General features: G+C 69.4%; 19 protein-coding genes and 1 tRNA gene. 6 read left to right on the top strand and 14 right to left on the bottom strand.

Annotated elements, in window-relative coordinates; genetic code table 11:
- Positions 1 to 266: 266 nt before the first annotated feature.
- The 9 genes from ASF39_RS12980 to glyA form a co-directional block, all read right to left on the bottom strand.
- Positions 267 to 1,358 (bottom strand): alkene reductase, encoded by a 1,092-nt coding sequence (locus tag ASF39_RS12980; protein ID WP_056284553.1) that lies wholly within the window; start codon positions 1,356 to 1,358, stop codon positions 267 to 269.
- A 171-nt stretch (positions 1,359 to 1,529) separates the two neighbouring features.
- Positions 1,530 to 2,525 carry a thiamine-phosphate kinase gene (gene thiL, locus ASF39_RS12975; protein WP_056284550.1) on the bottom strand — a complete coding sequence of 332 codons (996 nt, stop codon included), beginning with the start codon at positions 2,523 to 2,525 and terminating at the stop codon, positions 1,530 to 1,532.
- A gap of 7 nt (positions 2,526 to 2,532) precedes the next feature.
- Entirely contained in the window at positions 2,533 to 3,045 is a 513-nt protein-coding gene (gene nusB, locus ASF39_RS12970; RefSeq protein WP_055884558.1) for a transcription antitermination factor NusB, read from the bottom strand.
- A 4-nt stretch (positions 3,046 to 3,049) separates the two neighbouring features.
- The gene (gene ribH / locus ASF39_RS12965; protein WP_055884561.1) at positions 3,050 to 3,565 is read right to left on the bottom strand and encodes a 6,7-dimethyl-8-ribityllumazine synthase; all 516 of its coding nucleotides are present in this window, start codon (positions 3,563 to 3,565) and stop codon (positions 3,050 to 3,052) included.
- Positions 3,566 to 3,884: 319 nt separating this feature from the next.
- Positions 3,885 to 5,816, bottom strand: coding sequence for a HAMP domain-containing methyl-accepting chemotaxis protein (locus ASF39_RS12960; protein ID WP_082494562.1), 1,932 nt, complete (start codon positions 5,814 to 5,816; stop codon positions 3,885 to 3,887).
- Between the two features lie 420 nt (positions 5,817 to 6,236).
- Positions 6,237 to 6,869: a riboflavin synthase gene (locus ASF39_RS12955; protein WP_055884569.1), complete on the bottom strand. Its 633-nt coding sequence runs from the start codon at positions 6,867 to 6,869 to the stop codon at positions 6,237 to 6,239.
- Entirely contained in the window at positions 6,851 to 7,996 is a 1,146-nt protein-coding gene (gene ribD, locus ASF39_RS12950; RefSeq protein ID WP_055884573.1) for a bifunctional diaminohydroxyphosphoribosylaminopyrimidine deaminase/5-amino-6-(5-phosphoribosylamino)uracil reductase RibD, read from the bottom strand. Before ribD ends, ASF39_RS12955 begins: the two co-directional genes overlap by 19 nt.
- Positions 7,993 to 8,511: a transcriptional regulator NrdR gene (gene nrdR, locus ASF39_RS12945; protein ID WP_055884576.1), complete on the bottom strand. Its 519-nt coding sequence runs from the start codon at positions 8,509 to 8,511 to the stop codon at positions 7,993 to 7,995. The genes ribD and nrdR overlap by 4 nt, the downstream gene beginning before the upstream one ends.
- 206 nt (positions 8,512 to 8,717) lie before the next feature.
- The gene (gene glyA, locus ASF39_RS12940) at positions 8,718 to 10,022 is read right to left on the bottom strand and encodes a serine hydroxymethyltransferase (protein ID WP_055884580.1); all 1,305 of its coding nucleotides are present in this window, start codon (positions 10,020 to 10,022) and stop codon (positions 8,718 to 8,720) included.
- Between the two features lie 365 nt (positions 10,023 to 10,387).
- Here glyA and ASF39_RS12935 point away from each other — a divergent pair, with 365 nt between their 5' ends.
- On the top strand, positions 10,388 to 10,840 hold the full coding sequence (locus tag ASF39_RS12935) for a hypothetical protein (protein ID WP_056284547.1): 453 nt from the start codon (positions 10,388 to 10,390) through the stop codon (positions 10,838 to 10,840).
- Between the two features lie 125 nt (positions 10,841 to 10,965).
- Here the strand turns inward: ASF39_RS12935 and ASF39_RS12930 are convergent, their stop codons facing one another.
- Positions 10,966 to 12,261, bottom strand: coding sequence for a L,D-transpeptidase family protein (locus ASF39_RS12930; protein ID WP_055884584.1), 1,296 nt, complete (start codon positions 12,259 to 12,261; stop codon positions 10,966 to 10,968).
- 268 nt (positions 12,262 to 12,529) lie between these two features.
- On the opposite strand from ASF39_RS12930, the gene ASF39_RS22575 reads away from it, so the two are divergent.
- The 5 genes from ASF39_RS22575 (at position 12,530) to ASF39_RS12905 (ending at position 18,958) form a co-directional block, all read left to right on the top strand.
- Positions 12,530 to 12,907, top strand: coding sequence for a hypothetical protein (locus ASF39_RS22575; protein ID WP_056284543.1), 378 nt, complete (start codon positions 12,530 to 12,532; stop codon positions 12,905 to 12,907).
- A gap of 45 nt (positions 12,908 to 12,952) precedes the next feature.
- Positions 12,953 to 13,963: a DUF1775 domain-containing protein gene (locus tag ASF39_RS12920; protein WP_056284540.1), complete on the top strand. Its 1,011-nt coding sequence runs from the start codon at positions 12,953 to 12,955 to the stop codon at positions 13,961 to 13,963.
- A 132-nt stretch (positions 13,964 to 14,095) separates the two neighbouring features.
- Positions 14,096 to 16,195 (top strand): TonB-dependent receptor, encoded by a 2,100-nt coding sequence (locus ASF39_RS12915; protein WP_056284538.1) that lies wholly within the window; start codon positions 14,096 to 14,098, stop codon positions 16,193 to 16,195.
- A 313-nt stretch (positions 16,196 to 16,508) separates the two neighbouring features.
- Positions 16,509 to 18,656, top strand: coding sequence for a sodium-translocating pyrophosphatase (locus ASF39_RS12910; protein WP_055884598.1), 2,148 nt, complete (start codon positions 16,509 to 16,511; stop codon positions 18,654 to 18,656).
- A gap of 83 nt (positions 18,657 to 18,739) precedes the next feature.
- Positions 18,740 to 18,958: a winged helix-turn-helix transcriptional regulator gene (locus tag ASF39_RS12905; protein WP_082494561.1), complete on the top strand. Its 219-nt coding sequence runs from the start codon at positions 18,740 to 18,742 to the stop codon at positions 18,956 to 18,958.
- A 102-nt stretch (positions 18,959 to 19,060) separates the two neighbouring features.
- On the opposite strand, the gene ASF39_RS12900 is transcribed toward ASF39_RS12905, so the two are convergent.
- From ASF39_RS12900 to ASF39_RS12885, 4 genes are all read right to left on the bottom strand, one after another.
- On the bottom strand, positions 19,061 to 22,393 hold the full coding sequence (locus ASF39_RS12900) for an error-prone DNA polymerase (protein ID WP_056285097.1): 3,333 nt from the start codon (positions 22,391 to 22,393) through the stop codon (positions 19,061 to 19,063).
- 86 nt (positions 22,394 to 22,479) lie between these two features.
- Positions 22,480 to 24,060 (bottom strand): DNA polymerase Y family protein, encoded by a 1,581-nt coding sequence (locus ASF39_RS12895; RefSeq protein WP_056284535.1) that lies wholly within the window; start codon positions 24,058 to 24,060, stop codon positions 22,480 to 22,482.
- On the bottom strand, positions 23,984 to 24,733 hold the full coding sequence (locus tag ASF39_RS12890) for an ImuA protein (protein WP_244472403.1): 750 nt from the start codon (positions 24,731 to 24,733) through the stop codon (positions 23,984 to 23,986). Before ASF39_RS12890 ends, ASF39_RS12895 begins: the two co-directional genes overlap by 77 nt.
- A 412-nt stretch (positions 24,734 to 25,145) precedes the next feature.
- Positions 25,146 to 25,222, bottom strand: a tRNA-Met gene (locus ASF39_RS12885).
- Between the last annotated feature and the right edge of the window lie 106 nt (positions 25,223 to 25,328).

Here is a 25,328-nt window from a genome sequence, read left to right as displayed (position 1 = left end):
GAGTCGCCGCGCGCTGAATGGAGGGCTAGACCAAATGGCGTAGGTCCGGCGCCATCGTTAGCAAAACGGTCACCAAAGTCCGGCCGTCATTGTACGAAACGATACAATAACGGCTGGGTCGATCACCTCATACCATTTCCGGGTGATCACTTCGTGATGCGGACATGGGCTTCGCTCAGGCGCCGCGCGGGCTCGGTGATACGGTTTCCGCTTGGATCAAGCGGGAACCGTATCACGTGTTCAGGGCGACGCCCGGACCGGTCGGTTCAGGCCGCGTCGGCCCGTCCCAGGGTCGGGTAATCGACGTAGCCCTCGGGGCCCTGGCTGTACCAGGTCTTGGCATCGTCCTTGTTGAGGGCAGCGCCCTCCGCCAGTCGCTTCGGCAGGTCGGGGTTTGCGAGGAAGGTGCGACCGAAGGCGATAGCATCGGCCTCGCCCGCATCCAGCGCGGCCTGCGCCCTGGGGCCGTCGTAGTCGGAGTTGAGCACCAACGGACCGCCGAAGGCACGCTTGATCGCCGGGGCCACGGGCGGGCGGTTGGCGGTGCCAAAGGTGCCGTTCGGGCCGGGCTCGCGCAGTTCGAGGAAGGCGATGCCGACCTCCGCCAGGGCAGCGGCCGCTGCGGTGAACAGGGCCTCGGGGTTGGAATCGTCGACGCCCTGGATCTCGCCGTTGGGCGACAGACGCACGGAAACACGCTCCTTGCCGATGGCGTCGGCCACGGTCCTGGCGACCTCGGCGAGCAGCCGGACCCGGTTCTCCACCGAACCCCCGTAGCGGTCGTCGCGCAGGTTGGTGCCGTCGCGCAGGAACTGGTCGATCAGGTAGCCGTTCGCCGCGTGGATCTGGACGCCGTCGAAGCCGGCCGCGATCGCGTTGCGCGCGGCGCGGTCGTAATCCGCCAGGAGCCGCGGGATCTCGTCGAGGCCGAGCGGACGCGCTTCTTCGTAAGGCTTCTTGCCCTCATAGGTATGGGCCTGGTCCGGTGCGGTGGTCGCGGAGGCCGAGACCGGCTTCTCGCCGTCGAGGAAGGCCGGGTGCACGATGCGGCCCATGTGCCAGAGCTGGCAGACGATGCGGCCGCCGGCGCCATGCACGGCGGCCACGACCGGCTTCCAGGCGGCGACCTGCTCGTCGGTCCAGATGCCGGGGCAGAACGGCCAGCCGGTGCCTTCGCGGCTGATGCCGGTGGCCTCGCTGATGATCAGGCCGGCGCCGGCGCGCTGGGTGTAGTATTCCGCCATGATCGGCGTCGGCACGTGCTCGCGGGTGGCCCGGCCGCGGGTCAGCGGAGCCATGAGGATGCGATTGGGAGCGTCGATCGCGCCGAGGCGGATCGGATCGAACAGTGACGGCATGAAAGGGATTCTCGCGTTCTTGCGTGTCGAGGGTGGGGACGAGCGCGATCGTGGGCGGGCGTCGTCCCATGCGGGATCACATGGGGCCGCGCGTCGTCCGCACCAGCCGCTGCGGGTCGGCACGCGGTGCGTCCGCGCACATCGGCCCGTGCCGGCGGCGGCCGGATGTCGTCAGAAGTGGCTGAAGGACCCGGTCGCGAATCGCCGTTGGCTACCGTCTGGAAAGAGGAAGAGCGGCCGCCCCTCCCCGGCCGTCACCGTTCCGATGACGGCCATCGCCACATCCGCAGCCCTGGCGTCGGCCAGAAACGCCGTCAGCGCGTCCGGCGGCACCGCGGACAGGATCTCGTAGTCGTCCCCCCCCGTCACGGCGAGGTCGTGCAGACGGGGATCGCGGACCACGGCGGCGCGGGCGGCCGGCGAGAGCGGCACATCGGCCATGGCGACGACCGCGCAGCGTCCCTCGCCGACGAGCATCTTGGCGAGGTCGCCGGCCAGACCGTCCGACACGTCCATGGCCGCCCGCGCATGGCGGCGCAACGCCGGCGCCAGCGCGAGGCGGGGTCGCGGATGCCGGTAGCGGTCGACGAGGGTGGCGACCGAGCCGCCGTCGAGGCCCGCGGCCCAGGCCGGGCGCTCGCCGCGCGCCAGAGGCAGTCCGAGTGCCGCATCGCCGATGGTGCCGGTGACGCACAGGCGATCCCCGATCCGGGCCGTCATCCGGCGGACCATGGCCCCGGCCGGAACCTCGCCCAGGGCCGTGACGCCGACGAAGGCGGGCCCCGTGGTACGCACCGTGTCGCCTCCGAGCAGCGGACACCCGAACTGCGCGATGGCCCGGCCCAACCCGGCGGCGAAATCGGCGAGCCAGGCCTCGGTCCAGGCCTCGGGCAGCCCGAGGTTGACGACGAACCCGCACGGGGTCGCGCCCTTGGCGGCGAGGTCGGACAGGTTGACGCCCATCGCCTTGCGGGCCACCGAGGCGCCGGCGTCGTCGGGAAGGTAATGGATGCCCGCCACCACCGTGTCGGTGGTCACGACGAGGTCGTACCCCTCGCGGGGCGTCAGCGTGGCGGCGTCGTCGCGCAAGCCGTCGGCGCCAGATCCGGCCAGAGGCGCGAAATACCGCGCGATCAGCCCGTCCTCGCTCGGCCGCTCCCCCGCCACCGTCCCCTCAGCCCTTGGCGGTGCCGGGCAGGGTGGCACTTCCGGGCAGGCCCGCGAACTCGATGCCGCGCACGTCGCGGGCGACCTTGTCGAGGACCGCATTGACGAGGCCGGGTTCGTCGCCACCGAAGAAGCTATGGGCGACGTCGACGTATTCCGAGATCGCCGCGCGGGCGGGGACGTCGCGGCGGAACATCAACTCGTAGGTGCCCGCCCGCAGGATGGCCCGCAACACCGCCTCGATGCGCTTGAGCGACCAGCCGGCGGCCAATGCCCGGTCGATCTGCGGATCGATGGCACGCTGCTCCTCGACGACGCCGCGCAGGAGATCGCGGAAGAACGCGATCTCGGCGGGCGGATGATCGATGCCTTCGACCTCGCGGCCGATCCAGAAGGCTTCGAACTCGGCCAGGGCCTCGATCACGCCCTTGTCGGAGATCTCCATCTCGTAGAGCGCCTGGACCACGGAGAGACGCGCGCCGCTGCGCTCGTTTGTCCGGGTATTCTGGGGCTTGGCCATGGGGCTAGTCCTCTCCGACGGAGGCTGCGGCCGCGGCGCGCTTGAGCGCCAGCACCGCGAGGGCGGCCTCGGCGGCGCCGCCGCCCTTGTTCATCTCGGCGACGCGGGCGCGGGCCTCGGCCTGGGCCTGCGTCTCGACGGTGAGGATGCCGTTGCCGAGCGGCAGTCGCAGCGTCACCGACAGGTCCATGAGCGCGCGCGCGCTTTCCCCGGCCACGATGTCGTAATGGCCGGTCTCGCCGCGGATGACGCAGCCGAGCGCCACCGCCGCATCGTAGGGCTGGCCGGCGCGTGCCGCCGCTTCGATCAGGATGGCGATGGCGGCGGGGATCTCGAGGGCGCCAGGCACCGTCACCACCACCGCCTCGGCCCCGACCCGGTCGATCGCCGCCTGCGCGCCCGCCAGGAGCTCGTCGGCGAGCCCATCGTAATAGCGTGCTTCCACCACGAGGACGCGCGCGCCTTTCAGAGCTTCCGCGAGGCCAGGGTCGCTTTTGAATGTCTGGGTCGCAGATACCATGCCGGCCTCGTCGCTGATGTTGGTCCCGGGGGCGTTCCACCGCCCCGGGTTCGGCGCGAACGAGCCCGTCGCGCACACGACCCCCGAGGTCTCGTCCGCGGCCTGCCCGATGAGCCTCGACGGCTCGTCGGACTCCTTCTTGCGAGGGATCGGGACGCCGCAGCACTAGACCGAAGGCCGGCGGCTCACAAGCGCGGGACCGGTGCAATCGGCCGGCCGGCGTCATTCCGGGTCCCCTGAGCGATCGGCCTGCCCGGACGCGAGCGGCGACCGCCCGTTTCCGGGAGGCCGCCGTCCACCTTCTTTGCGTCTGCCGCTCTCAGGCCGCGCGGATGTCGGCGAGGAAGCCGTCGACCTCCTCCTTGACGGTGAGCGACTGCGTCGCGAGTTCGGCCGCGGCCATGAGCACCTGCTGGGCCGCACTGCCGGTCTCGCTCGAGGAGGCGAGGACGCGGGCGACGTTCATGGAGACGTCCTGAGTGCCGCGCGCCGCCTCGGAGGCGTTGCGCGAGATCTCGTTGGTGGCCGCGGTCTGTTCCACCACCGTGGAGGCGATCGTACCGGTGATCGTGTTGACGGTGACGATGGTGCGGCCGATCTGCTGGATCGCCGTGAGGGCAAGACCCGAGGCGGCCTGGATCGCGGCGATCTGGCTCGAGATCTCCTGGGTCGCCCGTGCCGTCTGCCCAGCGAGCTCCTTGACCTCGGAGGCGACCACGGCGAAACCCCGGCCCGCCTCCCCGGCGCGCGCGGCCTCGATGGTGGCGTTGAGCGCCAAGAGGTTGGTCTGGCCGGCGATGCTGGAGATCATGGTGACGGCCTCGCCGATCTTCTCGGCTGCGGCGGCCAGGTCGGTCATCGCCCCCGTGGTCGCCTCGGCCTCCTGCGCGGCATGGCCGGCGACCTCGTTGGAGCGCTGCACCTGACGCTCGATCTCCTGGAGCGAGGCCACCATCTCCTCGGCCGCCGACGCCACCGTCTGCACGTTGGCCGACGTCTCCTCGGCGGCGGCACTGGAGGCCATGGCCTGGCCGTTGGTGCTGTCGGCGACGCCCGTCATCGAACGGGCGGTGGCGTCGAGTTCGGTGGCGGCCGACGTCACGATCTCCAGCGAGCCGGCGATCCGCCCCTCGAAGCTGCGTACGAGCTGGTCGACACGGTCGGCCCGGCGCTGGCGGGCCGACTGCTGGGCGACCTGCTCGGCCTCCAGTTCGATCCGCGCAATGGCGTTGCGACGGAACACGTCCACGGCCTTGGCCATGTCGCCCATCTCGTCCACGGCGTCCTGCGAGGGAACATCGACCGCCGTCTCGCCCGAGGCCAGCCGGCGCATCGCGGCCGTCATCCCCGAGATCGGCAGGATGATGCTGCGCGCGATCGCGAAGGCCAGACCGACACCCAGCGCCAGGATCAGGCCGATCAGGCCGAGCTGGACGGTCTTGGCCGTCGACATCGTGGCGTTGCTCTTCTCGACGAGATCCTTGAGCGTCGCTTCGAGTTTGGTGCGCACCGCGAGCCCGGTCGCATTGATCGTATCCACCTGCGGCGTCAGCGTCTTGTCGTAGAACTCCTCGGTCGAGACGACCGCTGCCGAAGTCGCGCCGAAGTTCGCGCCATAGCCGGCCAGCGCCTCTTCGATCGTCTTCACCACCCGGATCTGTGGCGTCGCAGCGTAGAGGGCACGCAGCTTCTGGATCGTCAGCTTCGCCTTTTCGAAATTCGTCGCGAAGGTCGCCGGGCCCTTGGCATCGTTCGTGGCCAGGAACCGCCAGGCGCTGACCCGGACCAGGAGTACGGCGCTTTCCACCTCCGCCGCCGCCGCGACGCCATCGGCATCCCCGGTCGCGCGGAACTCGGTCACGAGGGCATTGGTGGCCTTGGTGAGGTTGTCGCCGGCCGTGAACAGCTTGGCCTTGTTTTCACGAATCTGGGTCCCGAACTCGATCAGCTTGGGCAGATTGCCGATGAGGCTCACCGTCTCGTCGCGGATGGCGGCATAGGCAGCCCGACGCTCCTCACTGAGAGCCCTCTCCGCCAGACCGTCCCCGGTCTCCTTGATCGAAGCCAGGGTGGCGGTCATGCCTGCGGCCCGTTCCGGGGTCGGGGTCGTGCGAAACTGAGCGCTCTGGGCCATGAGCCGGTCGGTGAGTCCGTTGACCGTATAGAGTTCGCGCGCGGCCCGCTCGATCCGGGCCCGTGTCGCGAACGTCGCGTCGAGATCGTCGAGCTGGCTATAGGCGAAGCCTCCCATCGCGCCTGCAAGAATGACAAGCGCAGAAATACCTCCATAGAGGCGCGAACGGATACCGAGTTTCATAAGCGTATCTCGACGAGAGAGGCTGAGTTCGCAGCCCGTTGCCTTGGCTGCACATCCGTCTCGTGAGTCGAGCGGCGCCTCGACACGGTTAATAGCGTCGCATTAAGGATCTATGAAGAGATATATTGATAAAATCATGACCAGCGCTCGACAGAACAATCATATACAAAATGCAAAATCTGAAAAAGCCGGCGAGCGTTAAAGCTCATCGGTCGCGCCGAGGTGTCGAGGGCGCGGCCTTGCCCCGAGCGGTCGAGTGACAAGGCGGCGCTCACCACGCGCGGGTGTGGTCGATCCTCAGCCTTCGCACTGTGCGGGACGCGTCGGCGCGCCCTGCCCTCACGATGCGCCGGTCTATGCCCGGCTCTCGCTCAGGCGGGCGGCGTAACGGGCGATGAGGTCGACCTCGAGGTTGAGGTGGTCGCCGGCCCGGCGCTCGCCCCAGGTCGTCACCGCCAGGGTGTGCGGGATCAAGAGGACCGAGAAGACGTCGTCCTCGACCGCGTTCACCGTGAGCGACGTCCCGTCGAGGCAGATCGAGCCCTTCTCGGCGATGAACCGCGCCAGCGCGGCCGGCGCCTTGATCCTGAAACGGTCGCTGGGTGCCCATTGCGGATCGCCGCTTCCGCCCGTGACCGCCTCGCGCGCCACGATCAGCCCGAGGCCGTCGACATGGCCGGTGACGAGGTGGCCGCCGAGCTCGTCGCCGATCTTCAGCGAGCGTTCGAGGTTGATGCGCGTTCCGACCCGCCAGGCCCCGACGCTGGTACGCGCCAGGGTCTCGGCGGCCGCGTCCACGCTGAAGCGGCAGCCGCCCGCCACCGGCTCGACCGCGACCGCCGTGAGGCAGGGACCGGAGCAGGCGATGGAAGCCCCGAGGGCGATGGTGGCCGGATCGTAGGCGGATTGGATCGTCAGCCGCCTGAGCCGGTCGTCGCCGGAGACGGCGACGACGGTTCCGACATCGCTCACGAGACCGGTGAACATGGCACGCTCCGCTCATAGGTGACCGCCCTGTCGGCCCCGAGATCGCGGGCCTCGACCTGGCGCAACTGGCCGCTCGACAGGCGGCCTTCGAGATGGGGGCCGATCGCCTTGAGGCCGCCGCCCTCCCCGAGCCGGCCTTCGCCGGTGACGAGGGTGCAGACGTCGACGAGATCGGCCTCGGCCAGGGCATCGGCCAGGTGCGGCCCACCCTCGCTGCAGATGCGGGACAATCCATAGTCCGAAAGGCACGCCAGCGCGGCCGGCAGATCGATCCGGCCGGTGGCGTCGGCATCCACGGACAGGATTTCGACCCCCGTGGCAGCCAGCATCCGGCGGGCGTGCGCCGGGGCGCCGCGGGTGGTGAGGACCAGGGTCGGGATATCGCGGGCGCTGCGCACCAGATGGGTCGAGGGCAGGATGCGCAGGGTCGAATCGAGCACCACCCGCACTGGCGAGCGCCCCGACAGGCCCGGCAGGCGCACGGTGAGGGACGGATCGTCGGCCCGCACGGTTCCGATGCCGACCATGATCGCGTCGGCATGGGCCCGCCAGAGGTGGACCGCGCCGTTGGCGACGGGGCCGGTGATCCGCAGCCGACCGTCCGGACCGCCCGCCGCGAACCCGTCGCTGGTGGCGGCGAGCTTCAGGTGGACGCAGGGACGCCCGAGGGTGATGCGGCTGACATGCCCCAGGTGGGCGCGCATCGCCTCCTCGCGCAGGACGCCCATGGTCAGGGCGACGCCGGCGGCCGCCAGCCGGGCGTGCCCGCTTCCGGCCACCCGGGGGTCGGGATCCTCCATCGCCGTCACGACGCGGGCGATCCCGGCGCTCAGGATCGAATCGGTGCAGGGCGGGGTGCGGCCGTGGTGGGAGCACGGCTCCAGCGTCACGTAGAGGGTGGCGCCGCGCGCGGCCTCGCCGGCCATGGCCACGGCGAGCGGTTCCCCGTGCGGACGCCCGCCGGGCGCGGTGACACCCTGCCCGACGATGCGCTCGGCCCCGGGGGGACCAGCCACCACCACCGCACCGACGGAGGGGTTGGGCCATGTCCGGCCGAGGTTGCGCTCGCCCAGGGCCAGGGCGAGGCGCATGAAGCGGCGGTCGGCGTCGCCGGCGGTCTCCGTCATGGGCGCGCCCGCGCGGGTCGCCCGGTCGTGGCCGGGGCGGCGTCCTCGTCCGAAGCCTCGGCGGCACCGGTGCCGAGGGTGCCGAGCAAAGCCTTGAAGTCGCTGGCTTCGCGAAAGTTCTTGTAGACGGATGCGAAGCGCACGTAGGCGACGTCGTCGAGGCCCTTCAGCCCCTCCATCACCAGCTCGCCGATGGCCTCGCTGGCGATCTCGCCCTCCCCGCCGCTCTCGAGCTGGCGGGTGATGCCGCTCACCAGCCGCTCGACCCGCTCAGGGTCCACCGCCCGCTTGCGCAGGGCGACGCCGATGGAGCGTTGCAGCTTGTCGCGGTCGAACGGCACCCGCTTGCCCGAGCGCTTGAGCACCATCAGCTCGCGCAGCTGCACCCGCTCGAACGTCGTGAAGCGGCCGGCGCAATCGGGGCAGACGCGCCGGCGCCGGATCGCGGCGGCGTCGTCGCTGGGCCGCGAATCCTTCACCTGGGTGTCGGGACCGCCGCAATAGGGGCATCGCATCGCGCGGTTGGACCTGTCTTGGCCGGACCGAACCCGGCGGACGGGAGGGATCGCGGTCGGCGGGGCGGGCCGTCCCGTCGAACGGGAAACGGCCACGGACCCGAGGAGGTCCGTGGCCGATGGCATAGCGGGTCGCGGCCCGCGGGTTAAGGGCTTCCACGGGCACACCTGCGCCCGTGGCAACCCTCCGCCGATGGTAGGGCGGGTCAGCCGTAGATCGGGAACCGGTCGGTGAGCGCGTGGACCTTGGCCTTCACGCTCGCCTCGACCTCGGCGTCGCCGCCCTCGCCCTTGGCCACGAGACCGTCGAGCACCTCGATGATGAGGCTGCCGATCTGCTTGAACTCGGCGACGCCGAAGCCGCGCGAGGTGCCGGCAGGGGTGCCGAGGCGGATGCCCGAGGTCACCGTGGGCTTGGCCGGATCGAACGGAACGCCGTTCTTGTTGCAGGTGATGTGGGCGCGGCTCAGCGCGGCTTCCGCCGCCTTGCCGGTGAGGCCCTTCTTCTGCAGGTCCACCAGCATCAGGTGGTTGTCGGTACCGCCCGAGGTGATGTCGTAGCCGCCGGTCATCAGGGTGTCGGCGAGCGCCCTGGCGTTCTCGATGACCTGACGGGCGTAGATCTTGAACTCGGGCTTCAGGGCCTCGCCGAAGGCGACGGCCTTGCCGGCGATGACGTGCATGAGCGGGCCGCCCTGGAGGCCGGGGAAGATCGCCGAGTTGAACTTCTTGGCGAGCGCCTCGTCGTTGGTCAGGATCATGCCGCCGCGCGGGCCGCGCAGGGTCTTGTGGGTGGTGGTGGTGGCGACATGCGCGTGCGGGAACGGCGACGGGTGCACGCCGGCGGCGACGAGGCCGGCGAAGTGGGCCATGTCGACCATGAAGTAGGCGCCGACCGCATCGGCGATCTCACGGAACTTGGCGAAGTCCCACTGGCGGGGGTAGCCCGAGCCGCCGGCGATGATGATCTTGGGCTTGTGCTCGTGAGCCAGCGCCTCGACCTGCTCCATGTCGATGCGCTGGTCGTCGCGGCGCACGGTGTAATGCACCGGCTTGAACCACTTGCCCGACACGTTCGGGGCCGCGCCGTGGGTGAGGTGACCGCCGGCGGCGAGATCGAGGCCGAGGAAGGTGTCGCCCGGCTGCATCAGCGCCAGGAACACACCCTGGTTGGCCTGCGAACCGGAGTTCGGCTGGACGTTGGCGAAGCCGCAATCGAACAGGCGCTTGGCGCGGTCGATGGCCAGATCTTCGGCGATGTCGACGAACTGACAGCCGCCGTAGTAGCGACGGCCAGGGTAACCCTCGGCGTACTTGTTGGTGAGGACCGAACCCTGCGCTTCGAGAACGGCGCGCGAGACGATGTTCTCGGAGGCGATCAGCTCGATCTCGTGCTGCTGCCGTCCGAGTTCCTGCGAGACGGCGCTGGCGATCTCCGGATCGACGTCGGCGAGCGACGCGCTGAAGAACGAGTTCGAGAAGTGCTTGTCGGAAATCGTACCGGCGCTCATGGATAGCCTCGATTTTTTGAACGGGCGAAGGCGTCCGTCTTCCGCTGGCGTTCGGGCGGTCGGACACACGATGGACATTTTATTACACGGGCAGCGGGATGAGGCCAAGCTCAGCTAATTTGGCGTGACGTTCCAAAAAAATTTGAATGTCCGCCTTCGTTCCCCGGCCTCCTATGCGGGTGTGCCTCGCGCATTCCTCTGATCTGCCTCTTAAAGTCTCCTTGACAGAGCTCGAACAAATCACGAACACATCTCTTGGTTGTGCGTCCAGGCAAGGCCAGCTCGCGTCTGGCCTCGCTTCGATGTCGCAGAGGTTCGTTGTCGCGGCTCTCGTTGCCGAGGCAGCACATACGAAGGCAAAGCACATGTCCCTGTCAGCATTCGTTCTCAGCGCGCATTCCCTCGAAACGATCGGCGCGTGGCAAGCCGCGATCGATGCGCTCGGTTTCAAGCTTACCCTCACAGTCGAGGCGGACCAACGGATCGACGCCCTATCCGGCCATCTGCCAGCGGTCTGGGAAGGGCATGAGGCGGGCTTCGAGTGCGAGCTTGGTGACGCCGGTGCGGTCGAGGACTTCCTGGACGATTGCGACGAAGCCCAGCCCGGCGGTCCTTGGTCCCAGATCCTGGAAATCTATTACGTGGGGATCGCCAATATCGCCGGGGTCGCGATCGCAGGCGCGGTCTATGCTCACGCGACCGGCGGGGTCTTCTGGAACGGTGAGGATGGCGAGCGGGTCGATGCCGAACGCGCCATTGCATACGCTCGGAAGACCGAGACCGACATCCGTGACATGCTCGCGGGGCGGCAGGTTTGAGCGCAGCCGCTCGATCGGAGCTGCGCAAGGCATCGCCGCACGCGAAGAAGACCCGCCGGACGCGAAAACGGCGAGCGCTGGTGCGCTCGCCGTCGATCATCGGTCCTGACGTCAGGGCCGGCCGTTCAGTTCTCTTCGTCGCCCGGCTCGAAGGTCTGAACCTGTTCGGCGCTCGCCACCGGGGTCGGGGCGGACAGCGTCGAGGGCACGTTGACGCCGTCGCGCTTGTAGATGTCGTCGCGGAACTGAACCAGGCCGTCCGGGGTCGACCAGGCGGTGATGTAGGTCCAGTAGACCGGCACCGGCTGCGTCATCCGGGCGTCGATGCGCTTGCCGCTCTCGATGGCCTGCTCGACCTGGTCGCGGCCCCAGCCGGGCGTGTCCTTGAGCAGCCACGTGATGTACTCGCGCACGTTCTGCACGCGCACGCAGCCCGAGGAGATGAAGCGGAAGTCGTCGCCGTACACGCCCTTGGAGTTGGTGTCGTGCATGAACACCCCGTGCGGGTTCGGGATGTTGATGCGCACGATGCCCATCGAGTTGAAGTCGGCGCCCGAATCCTGGCGGTAGCGATAGCGGGTGCCCTCGTCCGAGTTCCAGTTCACCGAGGCCGGCGAGATCTCGGTCTCTCCGGTGAAGATGCGGATCTTGTTCTCGGTAAGGTAGTTCGGATCCTTCTGCATCTTGGGGATGAGGTCCTTCTTCACGATTGAAGCGGGGACCGTCCAGGTCGGGTTGAAATTGATCTCCACCGCCTTGGCGTTCATGATCGGCGACTGCCTGTCGATCTTGCCGACACCGGCGGCATGGAGCGTCACGACCTGGCCGTTCTCGACCGTCTGCACCAGGGCGGCCGGGATGTTGGTGATGACGAAGCGGTTGCCGAGGTTGCCCGAGTAGGAGCGCAGCCGCACCACGTTCACCTCGAGCTGGCGCAGGCGGATGTCCGCGGGGACGTTCATGGCCTGCTGGGTCGCCATGCTCATGGCACCGGTCTGGCTGAGGCCGTGGCGCGCCTGGAACCGCTTCACGCCGGCCGCGACGTAGGAATCGTAGGTGTTCGAGCCGCCCTGGCCCTGGTCGAGGTCTCCGCTCACCGCGAGGCGCTGGCGAAGCGTACCCACGGCCGGGCCGCGCGATCCGATGCGCAGGCGGTCGGCGCCGGTCACCGGCCGCCATCCGCCGCGGGCGACGATCTCCCGGTATTTCTCCACCATCTGCTCGGTGGAGGCGATGGTCTGGGGCGACAGGATCGGGGTCAGCGACCGCTGGACCTGGAGCCCGGCCGGGGCGGCGTAGTCCTGGGCCCATTCGGCCTGGGAAAAGCCGGCCGGTTCACGTGCAACGGCCGCCTGCCCGAGGGCGGCGGTGCCGAGCAGCGCGACGGCGAGGGAGCGGAGGGGAAGGGCCTGTTTGCGCATCGGGCTCAGCTCTTGGATCCGGTGGTGGGGCGTTCGACCGGAAGGCCGCCGCGCCGAGCGCGATCGGGACTTTCGGATGTCGTGCCGCGAAACTGTCGTGCCGGGACACTGTCCCGGCACGGTTAAGAAGCCATGGCGACCGGGCCACAATGTGGCGCGGGCCACGCCCCGTGCGTGCATCCGCGCACCTGCGGCGCATCGGCAACATCCGGAGTTCGTCGATGCGCGGCCCTGGCGAGGCGACGCGACGTGTCGTAAGGGGCGTTCCATGGTCCCCTCGATCGTCAAACGGAGCGTCTGGCGCCCGATCACCGCGGTGATCGTGCTCTACGCGTTCGTGATGCAGGGCATGCTCGGCGGCATGCTGCCCTTGAGCATGATCGACCATACCGGCGTCCTCTGCGCCGAGGGTGTGGCTGCGGCCGGCGATGGCGAGGGGCCGGTCAAGGTTCCGGCCCACCACGCGGCGTCCTGCTGCATCGCCGCCTTCGCCGCCACCGATGCCGGCGGCCCCCTCCCCGCCATGGCAATGCCGGCCTGGCCGCCGCGTACGGCCTCGCCGGTCGTCCCGCGCCCCGAGACCCCCGCCGCAGCCCGCGCGCCGCCGGGATCGACCGTCTCCGCCCGAGGCCCTCCCACCGTCTGAGCCGATCGTCCGTCTTCGATCCCCTCAGATAGCAGGACCGCCGCCATGCACCGGATTCCCCGGGCCGAGCTCTACGCCGCCCTCCTCGTCACCGCCTCGACCACCGCCGCCTTCGCCCACGTCACCCTGGAGCGCCGCGAGGCGACCCCGAACGCGAGCTATCGCGCCGTGGTCCAGGTCAACCACGGCTGTTCCGGCAAGCCGACCAATCGCGTCAGCGTCACCGTTCCCGAGGGCGTCATCGGCGCCCGGCCGATGCCCAAGCCCGGCTGGGAGCTGACGACCGAGAAGGGCCCCTACGCCCGGGCATACCCATACTACCACGGCGACGTCGGCGAGGGCGTGAAGACCATCACCTGGAGCGGCGGCAGCTTGCCCGACGACCAGGTCGACGAGTTCACCTTCCTCGCCCGGGTGACCGACACCTTCGCGCCCGGCAGCACCGTGTATTTCCCGGTGCAGCAGGATTGCACGCAGGGCAGCCACAGCTGGAGCGAGATCCCGGCTCCCGGCCAGGAGGCACGGTCGCTGAAGGCGCCGGCTCCCGGCGTGACGATCGTGGCGGCGGGACCCCAGCCCGCGACCACCGGGGCGACGCCGGCCGTCGTCAAGGCCGGCGACCTCGCCATCGAGACGCCGTGGATGCGGGCGACCCCCGCCGGAGCGAAGGTGGCCGGCGGCTACGTCCGCATCACCAACACCGGCAAGGAGTCGGATCGGCTGACCGGGGCGGCGATCCCTCTGGCCGGCAGCGCCTCGGTCCATTCCATGTCGATGGACGGCGGCGTCATGCGGATGGCGGTGGTCGAGGGCGGCCTCACGATCGCCCCCGGCGCCACGGTCGAGCTCAAGCCGGGCGGCTACCACCTCATGTTCGAGGACTTGAAGGGCACGCCCAAGGCCGGCGAGGCGATCGCAGGCAGCCTGATCTTCGCCCGCGCCGGAACGGTGGCGGTGACCTTCGCGGTGGCCCCGATCGGCGCCAAAGGGCCGGACGGCAAGGGACCGGACGGCAAGGCGACGTGGTCCAAGCCCTCCGGCCATCACGATCACTGACGCCTGACCGCCGGTTCCGCGTCAGGCGATCCGGCGGCATCCGGCCCTTTTTCCCGTTCCATTCGATGGGAGGCCAGCCCCTTCGCGACGTCCGTCGCGAATCGCGAGGTGGCCTGCCCGGAGCCCTGTCCGATGTCCTCGCCCACCACCCGCGGCGGCGCCCTGGCGCTCGTCCTGTTGTCCACCACGGCCGCTCTCGCCCAGCAGGCGGATGCCACCCTGTCCGAACTCACGGTGCAAGGGGCGGTGACGGCCGGCTCCGTCACGATCCCGAGCGTCGCCGAGCAACGGGCGGCGGTGAACGCCACCGTCGGCTCCGTCGCCTTCGTCGATGCGGCGGATTTCCAGAACCGCTACGCCAACACCCTGCGCGACGTCCTCAAGGATACCCCCGGCGTGTTCGTGCAGGAGCGCTACGGCCAGGAGATGCGCCTGTCGGTGCGCGGCTCCGGCATCGCGCGCGGCTTCCACCTGCGCGGGCTCGAACTGCTGCAGGACGGCATCCCGCTCAACCTCGCCGACGGCAGCGGCGACTTCTACCAGATCGATCCGCTCGGTCTGCGCTCGGTGGAGGTCTACAAGGGCGGCAATGCCCTGACCTTCGGTGCCACGACGCTCGGCGGCGCCATCAATTTCGTCACCCCCACCGCCTACACGGCGCTCAGCCCCAACATCCTGCGGATCGACGGCGGCAGCTTCGGCACCATCCGCGAGAATTTCCAGTTTTCGCGCATTTCCGGGCCTGCGGATTTCCTGATCAACGGCACGCTCACCAATTCCGACGGCTACCGCGACCACGAGACCCAGCGCACGCAGAACTTCAACGCCAACCTCGGCTACCGCCTGGCCCCCGGCGTCGAGACGCGGTTCTACGTCGGCGTCTATCTCACCGACCAGAAGTTGCCCGGCACGCTGTCCCTGTTCAACGCCCTGAACAACCCGACACTGGCCAACCCCAACGCGATCACCGGCAACCAATCGCGAAAAGTCGAGACCGAGCGGATCGCCAACCGGACCTCGTTCGTCCTCGACGTGGGCAAGCTCGATATCGACACCTGGGCGATCCACAAGTCGCTCTATCACCCCATCTTCCAGGTGATCGACCAGGACGGCTGGACCTACGGCGTCGCACCGCGCTGGGCCGGGACCTTCGACGTCGGCGGCTACCGCAACGACACCATCCTCGGGCTTCGCGCCTCGGCCGGCATCAACTCGGCGCTGCAATTCGCCAACAGGGCCGGCCAGCGCAACGGCCAGACCCTGAGCGCCCTCCAGAGCGCCTCGAACTACGAGGCCTATGGCGAGAACCGGTTCTGGTTCCTGCCCGACGTGGCGCTGATGACCGGGGCCAAGGCGTTCTCGTCCAACCGGACCTACAGCAACAAGGGCGGTTTTTCCGCCAACCCGAACGTCCAGTTCGGCAACCGCACCTACGAGGGCATCAACCCCAAGATCGGACTCCTCTGGCAGCCCCTGCCCGACATCCAGGTGTTCGGCGACATCACCCGGTCGCGCGACGTGCCGGACTTCTCGGATCTCGCCCAGACGAACACCCTGCGCACCACCTTCGTGCCGCTGGAGGCGCAGCGCGCCTGGACCGTCGAGGCCGGAACCCGCGGGCGCATCGACCGGCTCGCCTGGGACGTGACGCTGTACCGGTCGGAGATCCGCGACGAACTCATCAACTTCTCGATCAACCCGGGCCTCAATATCCCGGCGGCGACCTTCAACGCGCCCCGCACCCTGCACCAGGGCGTGGAGGCGGCGGTCTCCCTCGACCTCGCGCGCGACCTCACCGGCATCCGCGACACCCTGAGCGTGTCGCAGGTCTGGACGCACAACGACTTCCGCTTCGTGAACGACCCGCTGTTCGGCGACAACCGCATCGCCGGCATCCCTCGGGACGTCCTGCGCACGGTGCTCACCTACACCCATCCGAGCGGGTTCTATCTCTCGCCGTCCATCGACTGGGTGCCGCAAGGCGCGTTCGCCGACCACGCCAACACCCTGCAGGTGCCGGGCTATGCCCTGTTCAACGTCCAGACCGGAATCGACTTCAAGAGCGGCGTCTCGCTGTTCCTCGACGCGCGCAACCTCACGGACGAGCGCTATGTCTCCGACGTCTCGGTGGTGACCAACGCCCGGACGGCGCCGGGTGGCGCGGCCGGCCTGGCGGCCTTCTATCCCGGCAGCGGCCGCAGCGTCTTCGGGGGCATCAGGGCGTCGTTCTGAGCCCGTCCCGACCGGCCTCGGCGGCGCGGCGATGGTGCGTCACGGCATGAACCACGGCAGCGCACAAATATCCGTTGTTGGCGATTGCAGTCATCGTTTGCGCTGAGGCCGGAAGTTTGGCACTCAAGACGCGCAATTCCGGGGAGGAATGCGAAATCCGAGCGCTAGAACGGCCACGGACACTGTTGCTTTGTGTCGCGACGCCACCCATCCCGTTGCGGGCGATGGGCCGAAGCACCGTTGGCCGTCGGTCCTCACCCGTCGCGCCGGGCCGCGCGCGGGGATCGTCGGAACAGCCACCAAGGACGGTAGAATGACCGCATTGCTGCTGATCATCGGAGGCGGGCTGTGCGCCGTCGCCTACGGCATCCTCACGATCAACGCGCTGATGAAGCGCGACGCCGGCACCCACCGCATGCAGGAGATCGCCGGCGCCATCGCCGAGGGGGCACAGGCCTATCTGCGCCGCCAGTACGCCACCATCGCCATCGTCGGGGCCGTGCTGTTCGTGGCGCTGGCCTGGTTCCTCGGCATCAAGGTCGCCATCGGCTTCCTGATCGGCGCGGTGCTGTCGGGGGCGGCCGGCTTCATCGGCATGAACGTCTCGGTGCGCGCCAACGTCCGCACCGCGCAGGCCGCATCGACTTCGCTGGGCGCAGGCCTCGACGTCGCCTTCAAGTCCGGCGCCGTCACCGGCATGTTCGTGGCCGGCCTCGCGCTCCTCGGGGTGGCGCTCTACTACGGCTATCTCACCCGCATCGCCGGCCTGCCGCCGGGCAGCCGCGAGGTCATCGACGCCCTGGTGGCCTTAGGCTTCGGCGCCTCGCTGATCTCGATCTTCGCGCGGCTCGGCGGCGGCATCTTCACAAAGGGTGCCGATGTCGGCGGCGACCTCGTCGGCAAGGTCGAGGCGGGGATTCCCGAGGACGATCCGCGCAACCCCGCCACCATCGCCGACAACGTCGGCGACAACGTCGGCGATTGTGCCGGCATGGCCGCCGACCTGTTCGAGACCTACGCGGTGACCGTGGTCGCCACCATGGTGCTGGCCGCGATCTTCTTCGCCGGCCAGACCGATGTCGCCGGCCGCAACGTCCTCGAGACGATGCTGCTCTATCCGCTCGCCATCGGCTCGGCCTGCATCCTCACCTCCATCGCCGGCACCTACGCCGTCCGGCTCGGGGCCAACCAATCGATCATGGGCGCCCTCTACAAGGGCCTCGTCACCGCCGGCGCCCTCTCGATCGTGGCGATCGCGCTCGTCAACCTCGCCCTGTTCGGCAGCTTCTCGACGACCTTCACCACCAACGCCGGTGTCAGCTTCACCTCCGGCGGCCTCTTGGGCTGCGCCGTCATCGGCCTGGTGATCACGGCGCTGATCGTGGTCATCACCGAGTACTACACCGGCACGAACTTCCGGCCGGTGAAGTCCATCGCCGACGCGTCGGTCACCGGCCACGGCACCAACGTGATCCAGGGCCTGGCGATCTCGCTGGAATCGACGGCGCTGCCGGCCATCGTCATCGTGGCCGGCATCATCGCGACCTACTCCCTGGCGGGCCTGTTCGGCATCGCCATCGCGGTAACCGCGATGCTGGCGCTGGCCGGCTTCATCGTGGCGCTCGACGCCTTCGGTCCGGTCACCGACAACGCCGGCGGCATCGCCGAGATGGCCGGCCTGCCCCCGGAGGTGCGCAAGTCCACCGATGCGCTGGACGCCGTCGGCAACACCACCAAGGCGGTGACCAAGGGCTACGCCATCGGCTCGGCGGGCCTCGGCGCCCTGGTGCTGTTCGCCGCCTACACCAGCGACCTCAACTACTTCATCGCCAACGCCAGCCCGACGCAGTACCGGTTCTTCCAGGGCGTCAGCGTCGATTTCACCCTGATGAACCCCTACGTGGTGGTCGGCCTGCTGCTCGGCGGCCTCATCCCGTTCCTGTTCGGCGGCATGGCGATGACCGCGGTGGGACGTGCCGCGGGTGCGGTGGTGGAGGAGGTCCGTCGCCAGTTCCGCGAAAAGCCCGGCATCATGGCGGGCACCGACCGGCCCGACTACGGCCGGGCCGTGGACATGCTCACCAAGGCGGCGATCAAGGAGATGATCCTGCCGTCCCTGCTGCCGGTGCTGTCGCCCATCGTCCTGTTCTTCGTGATCCAGGCCATCGCGGGCAAGTCCCAGGCCTTCGCCACGGTGGGCGCGATGCTGATGGGCGTCATCATCACCGGGCTCTACGTCGCCATCTCGATGACGTCGGGAGGCGGCGCCTGGGACAACGCCAAGAAGTACATCGAGGACGGCCACCACGGCGGCAAGGGCTCGGAGGCCCACAAGGCCGCCGTGACCGGCGACACCGTCGGCGACCCCTACAAGGACACGGCGGGCCCCGCCGTGAACCCGGCGATCAAGATCACCAACATCATCGCCCTGCTGCTGCTGGCGGTTCTGGCACACCTGTAGGACGAGAGCGGAACCAAGGACCCGCCTTCAGCCCCCAAAGTTCCGCACCTCATGAACTTGGAATAAAAAGGGGCGTCCCTGCCATGGGGGCGCCCCTCACATGTCGAAATGTGCCGTTGCGGTTTTCCGCACCGGAGCGGCGCGTCGAGGGCGTGGACCGGAAGATGGCGATCCGGCAGCGCGAGGAGCTGGAGAAGGACGGCATCGTCACCAGGACGGTTACCCGGAGGTGCCCGAGGTTGGAGTATGCGCTGAGCGAGATCGGCATTGCCTTGGGGGCCTCTCGCGCAGGTCGGCGTTGACGCGCGGTCCGCAGTCAGTCGTGCGAGCCGAGTTCCGAGCGACGTCGACATCCTCAGTGCGAAGCAAGCGAGCGGCCTTCCTGCGCGGGGAGGCGCGCCGCCTCAATGGAAATCCCGGCTGCGGTAGATCCGCCGGTCGGGCGGTGCCGAGACATCCGTGGTTTCCGGCGGGAGCTTGAGGCCGCCCTCGCGCAGCGAACGCAGCTCGGGCGTCAGATCGCGGAATTTTTCCGCGAGGAGATGGACCACGGCGCCGGCCCGCTGGATGCGGCCACGCACCGCCAAAAACTGCGCGCTCATCGCGATGCGCCGGTTCGCCTCGAACACCTCGCGCCAGACGATGACGTTGGCGATGCCGGTCTCGTCCTCGAGGGTCAGGAACACCACGCCCCTGGCGGTGCCGGGGCGCTGGCGGGTGAGGACGAGGCCGGCGACGGTGACGCGGGCACCTTGCGTCAGCGCCGGGTCGTGGTGGGCCGAGGCCGGGATCGCGCCGATCCGGGCCAGGCGTTCGCGGAAGAACGCGACCGGGTGGCCCTTCAGCGAGAGCCCGGTGGAGACGTAGTCCTCGGCCACATGCTCCGAGGGGGCCATGCCCGGCAGGTCGGTCGCAGGCTCGCCCCGGAACAGGCCGTCGTCGGCATGGAAGGCGAACAGCGGCAGCGGCGCCTCCAACCGATGCGCCCGCCGGTCGGGCGGTGCCGCCTGTGCGGCCGCCCGTCGGCCCGAGGCCCCGTCGAGGGCGCGGGCCGCCCACAGGGCCGCGCGGCGATCGAGATCGAGGGAGCGGAAGGCGTCGGCCTCGGCCAGGCGCTCCAGGGCGTTGCGCGGCAGCGCCAGGGCCGCCTGGAGTCCTTCGATACTGGCGTAGCCGTTGCCGCGCAGGGCCACCAGCCGGCGCATGGCGGCCTCGGGCACTCCGCTCACCTGGCGCAGGCCGATGCGTACGGCAAAACGCCGTTCGCCGTCCGGCCTCGTGTCGGAGGACGGCTCCAGGGTGCAGTCCCAGTCGCTGGCGTTCACGTCCGGCCCGCGCACCTCGACGCCGTGCGCCCGCGCGTCCCGCACCAGCTGCGCCGGCCGGTAGAAGCCCATCGGCTGCGCGTTCAGGATCGCGGCCAGGAAGACGTCCGGATAATGGCATTTGAGCCAGGCCGAGGCGTAGACGAGGAGCGCGAAGCTGGCCGCGTGACTCTCGGGAAAGCCGTAGGTGGAGAACCCCTGGATCTGGTTGAAGCAGCGCTCGGCGAAATCGAGGGGATAGCCGCGCCGGGTCATTCCGCCCACGAACTTGTCGCGGAACCCCTTGATGGTGCCCACATGCTTGAACGTGGCCATGGCCCGGCGCAGGCCGTCGGCCTCGGCGGGCGTGAAGCCGGCCGCCGTGATGGCGATCTGCATGGCGTGCTCCTGGAACAGGGGCACGCCGAAGGTCTTGCTGAGCACCTCCTTCAATTCGTCCGCCGGCCCGTGCTCGGGCGAGGGCGAGGGATAGACCACCGGCTCCTGCCCCGAGCGCCGCCGCAGGTAGGGGTGGACCATGTCGCCCTGGATCGGGCCGGGGCGCACGATCGCCACCTGTACGACGAGGTCGTAGAACTCCTTCGGCTTCAGACGCGGCAGCATGGACATCTGCGCCCGGCTCTCGACCTGGAACACGCCGACGGAATCGGCCTTCGCGAGCATCGCATAGACAGGGGCGGCGCCCTTGCCGTCGGCGGGCGCGTGGGAATCCTGGGGGATGTCGGCGATGGTGGGATAATCGCGCCCGTAGTTCTCGCGCAGGAGATCGAGCCCGCGCCGGATGCAGCTCAGCATCCCGAGCGCCAGCACGTCGACCTTCATGAGGCCGAGGACGTCGATGTCGTCCTTGTCCCATTCGATGAAGGTGCGATCCGGCATGGCGCCGTTGCCGATCGGCACGGTCTCGTCGAGGCGTCCGCGGGTGAGCACGAACCCGCCCACATGCTGGGACAGGTGGCGCGGAAACCCGATCAGCGCCACGGCGAGGTCCACGGCCTGGCGGATCGCCGGGTTGTTCGGATCGAGCCCGGCCTGGGCGATATGCGGATCGGGCAAGCCGTCGCCCCACGAACCCCAGACCGTGCCGGCCATCAGCCCGGTGACGTCGGGCGTGAGGCCCAGGACCTTGCCGACCTCGTGGATGGCGCTGCGCGGCCGGTAGTGGATCACCGTGGCGCAGATCGCGGCGCGGTGGCGGCCATAGCGGCCGTAGAGGTACTGGATCACCTCCTCACGGCGCTCATGCTCGAAATCCACGTCGATGTCGGGCGGCTCGCCGCGGTTCTCCGAGATGAAGCGGGCGAACAGCAGCCTGATTTTGGTGGGGTCGACAGCGGTGATGCCGAGGCAGAAGCAGACGGCGGAATTGGCCGCCGAGCCGCGGCCCTGGCAGAGGATGCCGCGGCTCTCGGCGAAACGCACGACATCGTCGAGGGTGAGGAAGTAGCGCGCGTAATCCATCTTCTCGATCAGCGCGAGCTCGTCGGCGATGGTCGCCGCCACCGTATCGGGCACCCCGTCGGGGTAGCGCCACCCCCTCGCACGCTCCCAGACCCGGTCGGCGAGGTGGCGCTGCGCGGTCTTGCCCGGCGGCACCGGTTCGTCGGGATATTCGTAGCGCAGCTCCGCCAGCGAGAAATCGCAGGCTTGGGCGATCTCGACGGTCCGGGCGATGGCCTCCGGGTGATCCGCGAACAGGCGCGCCATCTCCTGCGGGCCCTTGAGATGGCGCTCGCCGTTGACCTCCAGCCGGAAGCCCGCCTCCGCCAGGGTCACGCCCTCGCGGATGCAGGTGACGACGTCCTGCAGGGGCCTTCGCTCGGGCACGTGGTAGAGCGCGTCTGAGACCGCCACGAGGGGCGCGCCGAACCGCTGGCCGAGCTCCGCCAGCAGCCCGAGCCGGCGCCGCTCGTCGCCGCGGAGTCGGTGACTGCCGGCGAGGTAGGTGCGCCCCGGGGCGGCGGCCGCCAGTTCGCGCAGGTTTGCGACGAACCCGTCCGAAGGCCCCCGCGCCGCCGCCGGCATCGCGATGAGGATCTGGCCCTCGGCCGCCGCCAGCAGTCCGTCGAGCCCGAAGCGGCAGTCTCCCTTCACGCAGCGGCGGTTGCCGTCGGTGAGCAGGCGGCAGAGCCGACCATAGGCTGCGCGGTCCATCGGATAGGCGACGACCGCAAAACCGCATTCCGTCACGAGGCGGACGCCGGGGATGAAGCGGATCGGGCTGCCTTCGCGCGCCAGCCGCAGCGCCTCGGCATGGGCGCGGACCACACCCGCCAGCGTGTTGCGGTCGGCGATGCCGATGGCGGCGATCCCGAGTTGTGCCGCCCGGGCGACCATCTCCTGAGGATGCGAAGCGCCGTGGAGGAACGAGAAGTTGGTGGCCGCCGCCAGTTCGGCGTAGGACGCCGGCAGGCGACCCAGGGCTCCCTCGTCACGACCGGACGCCTGCTCGCCTGCAATGCTCCGGTGGACCCGAGCACCGCCGTCCGTGGAACCCCTCACGCGAACAGCCCGTGGACGAACCAGCGCGCGGGTGCCGGCGGCTCGTGCGCGCCTTCACGGTAGAGCCACAGCCTGCGGCCGGCCTCGTCCTCGACGAGGTAGTAGTCGCGTGCCACCGCGGCCTCGCTCCACCATTCCGCGGCGATGCGCTCCGGCCCTTCCGCATGCGTGACGACGTGAAGGCGCGCGCGCCAGTGGAAGCGACAGGGGGCTCCGTCGCGCTCCGAGGCGAGTACGTCCTGGACCGGCTCGCTCCGGCGCAGGAGCACCAGGGGGCGGCGCGGCCGCATCGCGATCGTCTCGTCGAGGGCCTTGGCCTCGTCGGCCCATGTCAGCACGGCCTTCTCCGCTTGCCAGGGGACGGTGCGCTGGGCACGCTCGGGGATGTGGCTGCGGCGCGGCTCGAGTCGCAGCGGCCGGCGCCCGAGGCGCTGGTGCAGGGCATCGGCGAGGTGGCCACCGACGCGTGGGACGGCGGCGCGGTCCGCGTCCCGCAATGCGACCTGGACCGGCCTCATCGTTCCGGTTTCGGTCACCTCGAGCCGCACGGTCTCGAAGCCGAAGCCGGCGTCGAGGCCCGCCCCGAGCCGGTCGAGCCGCAGGTCGAGGAGGCGGGCGACCGCAGCGGGGCAACGGGTGGGCTCGGACAGGGCGAGGTCGAGACTGCGGTCGAGACCGTCGACGCGGGTCAGAATCAGCCGCAGGGCCCGCGCGCCGAGATCGGCCGCCGCGAGCCGGGGCGCCAGGTCTTCGATCAGCCGCGAGGCGGTGACGACGATGTCGCTCTGGCGCCCGATCGGATCGAGGAAGCCGCGTGAGGCCGAGAAGGCCGAAACGTCGCCGAGCGCGATCAGGGGCTCCGGCCGCAGGCCGAGCGCCTGATCGAGACGCATCAGCAGCGTTTTGCCGAATCGCTTGGCGAGGGGAGCACGCGGCGCTTCCATGAGCTGCCCGATTCGGCGCAGCCCCAGGCGGTGCAGGCTCTCGGCCATGGCCGGATCGACGCGAAGCGCCCGCACCGGCAGATGGCCGATCGCCGCCTGGGTCACTCCCGGGGTGACGATGCAAGGCGAGAATCCGCCGCCGTGGCGTGCCAGGGCGAAGGCGGCGCCCGGGGTGTCGGCCAATGCCAGTCGGGCCGGCAGGGCATTGGCCGCCAGACGCCGTGCGAGATCGGCCATCAGGCGGGTTTCGCCGCCCATGAGATGGCTCGCGCCCGCGATGTCGAGGAACAGGCCATCACCGCCCTCGGAAGCGCGGAAGGGCGAGACGGTGGGGGTGTATCGCTTCGCCCATAAGCATAGACGCGCCAGGGCCGCGGCGTCGGCCTCCGGATCGGACGGATGGACGACGATGCGCGGGCCGATGCGGGCACGGGCACGCGCCAGGGGCCCGCCCGGCCAGAGGTCGAGGGAGGCCGCGAGGGCATCGACGGCGGTCAGGCGCAGGCCGCCGGGACCGGCGGCCGCGACGACGACCGGCGCTCCGTCCTCCAAGTCGTCACGTGAGCCGCGTGCCGCGCGTCTCAGCCGCGTGATCGGCCAGTGCTCCAGCCAGATCGAAACGATGCGCGGCATGATCCCACTCCAGGAGCCAGAAACCCGTCCGTCCGTTGCGGCAGCGGTCGAGAGAGGCGCGCCAGCGGGGGCGCGCGAGGCCGCCGAAGCGGTCGCGCAAGGCCGGCGCCGCCCCGATCCGCCAGCGCGTGACCGCGACATTGGCGGATTCGGCCCCGGCCGGGCGCAGGACCAGGAGCAGCCTATCCGACCGGCCCGCGGCCAGGTGCAGGCGCCGGCTCTGGATCAGCGGCAGACCGGTTTCGATGAGGCCGGCCACGGCGCGTAGTCCGCGGGCGCTCAGGCTCTCCTCCATGGCGCGATAGGCGTCGGTGTCGTTCTCGACCTCGATCAGCAGCAGCCGCCCCGGATCGAGCCCGAGATCTGAAAGGCCATCGCCGTAGGGGGCCGGATATCCGCGCCCGAGGACGAGCATCGCCTCGCCCGCCCCTCGCGCAAGATGACGGGCGACGAGCGCCAGGGCAAAGCCGAGCGCGGCCGGGCCGTCGGTCGTGGACTCTGGAGCGATCTCGTGGAGTGCGCCCAGGGCAAGACCTTCGAGCGGCATGCGAGCATCGATCGCATCGATGCCCACGGGTAAGGTCGTGCGTCCGCCCTCAGGCTTCGCCCGCGCCTGGAGGAGATCGCGTAAAGTCGAAATCGCGGTCGTCCGGTCGGTAGCCGGCTCGTCCATGCCATTCCCGAGGGGCCGCTGTGCTCTGCTCATGCTCCAGAGATGGAACAAAACAAGAACATACTCAAGCTGACAATGCCCGCTCGGTGCCTCAAGCGATGGATCGAGGAATTGGCTTGTGGAGATCGGGAAAAGGGATCGTGAGGGAGGACCTTGCCCCACCTCCTGTCGTGTCGGTCAACCGACAGGGCGCCGAGCGAATGCATCGACGCAACGGCTTCATCCCGGCGTTTTATTTCCCCACACGAAAGCCGGCCCGTTTTTGGCGGGCCGGCTTTCGTATGGTTCGGTGTGTGTATGGGGTAATGATTTTGGTTGCGGGGACAGGATTTGAACCTGTNCACACGAAAGCCGGCCCGTTTTTGGCGGGCCGGCTTTCGTATGGTTCGGTGTGTGTATGGGGTAATGATTTTGGTTGCGGGGACAGGATTTGAACCTGTGACCTTCAGGTTATGAGCCTGACGAGCTACCGGGCTGCTCCACCCCGCGCCAAAGGCGTGATCGTTTTGTATGAGGGCGTGTTTTGTTCTGTGCAGGTCTGGCGGCGACCGACTCTCCCGTGTCTTGAGACACAGTACCATGGGCGCTGGTGCGT

This window comes from Methylobacterium sp. Leaf108, assembly GCF_001423265.1.
GTDB lineage: Bacteria > Pseudomonadota > Alphaproteobacteria > Rhizobiales > Beijerinckiaceae > Methylobacterium.
This window is presented reverse-complemented; position numbering and strand designations above follow the sequence as displayed.

Coding starts and splice junctions, on each gene's coding strand:
- ASF39_RS12980 (WP_056284553.1), bottom strand. CDS start 1,358: ATGCCGTCACTGTTCGATCCGATCCGCCTCGGCGCGATCGACGCTCCC.
- nusB (WP_055884558.1), bottom strand. CDS start 3,045: ATGGCCAAGCCCCAGAATACCCGGACAAACGAGCGCAGCGGCGCGCGT.
- ribH (WP_055884561.1), bottom strand. CDS start 3,565: ATGGTATCTGCGACCCAGACATTCAAAAGCGACCCTGGCCTCGCGGAA.
- ASF39_RS12960 (WP_082494562.1), bottom strand. CDS start 5,816: ATGGGAGGCTTCGCCTATAGCCAGCTCGACGATCTCGACGCGACGTTC.
- ASF39_RS12955 (WP_055884569.1), bottom strand. CDS start 6,869: ATGTTCACCGGTCTCGTGAGCGATGTCGGAACCGTCGTCGCCGTCTCC.
- ribD (WP_055884573.1), bottom strand. CDS start 7,996: ATGACGGAGACCGCCGGCGACGCCGACCGCCGCTTCATGCGCCTCGCC.
- nrdR (WP_055884576.1), bottom strand. CDS start 8,511: ATGCGATGCCCCTATTGCGGCGGTCCCGACACCCAGGTGAAGGATTCG.
- glyA (WP_055884580.1), bottom strand. CDS start 10,022: ATGAGCGCCGGTACGATTTCCGACAAGCACTTCTCGAACTCGTTCTTC.
- ASF39_RS12935 (WP_056284547.1), top strand. CDS start 10,388: ATGTCCCTGTCAGCATTCGTTCTCAGCGCGCATTCCCTCGAAACGATC.
- ASF39_RS12930 (WP_055884584.1), bottom strand. CDS start 12,261: ATGCGCAAACAGGCCCTTCCCCTCCGCTCCCTCGCCGTCGCGCTGCTC.
- ASF39_RS22575 (WP_056284543.1), top strand. CDS start 12,530: ATGGTCCCCTCGATCGTCAAACGGAGCGTCTGGCGCCCGATCACCGCG.
- ASF39_RS12920 (WP_056284540.1), top strand. CDS start 12,953: ATGCACCGGATTCCCCGGGCCGAGCTCTACGCCGCCCTCCTCGTCACC.
- ASF39_RS12915 (WP_056284538.1), top strand. CDS start 14,096: ATGTCCTCGCCCACCACCCGCGGCGGCGCCCTGGCGCTCGTCCTGTTG.
- ASF39_RS12910 (WP_055884598.1), top strand. CDS start 16,509: ATGACCGCATTGCTGCTGATCATCGGAGGCGGGCTGTGCGCCGTCGCC.
- ASF39_RS12905 (WP_082494561.1), top strand. CDS start 18,740: ATGGGGGCGCCCCTCACATGTCGAAATGTGCCGTTGCGGTTTTCCGCA.
- ASF39_RS12895 (WP_056284535.1), bottom strand. CDS start 24,060: ATGCCGCGCATCGTTTCGATCTGGCTGGAGCACTGGCCGATCACGCGG.
- ASF39_RS12890 (WP_244472403.1), bottom strand. CDS start 24,733: ATGGACGAGCCGGCTACCGACCGGACGACCGCGATTTCGACTTTACGC.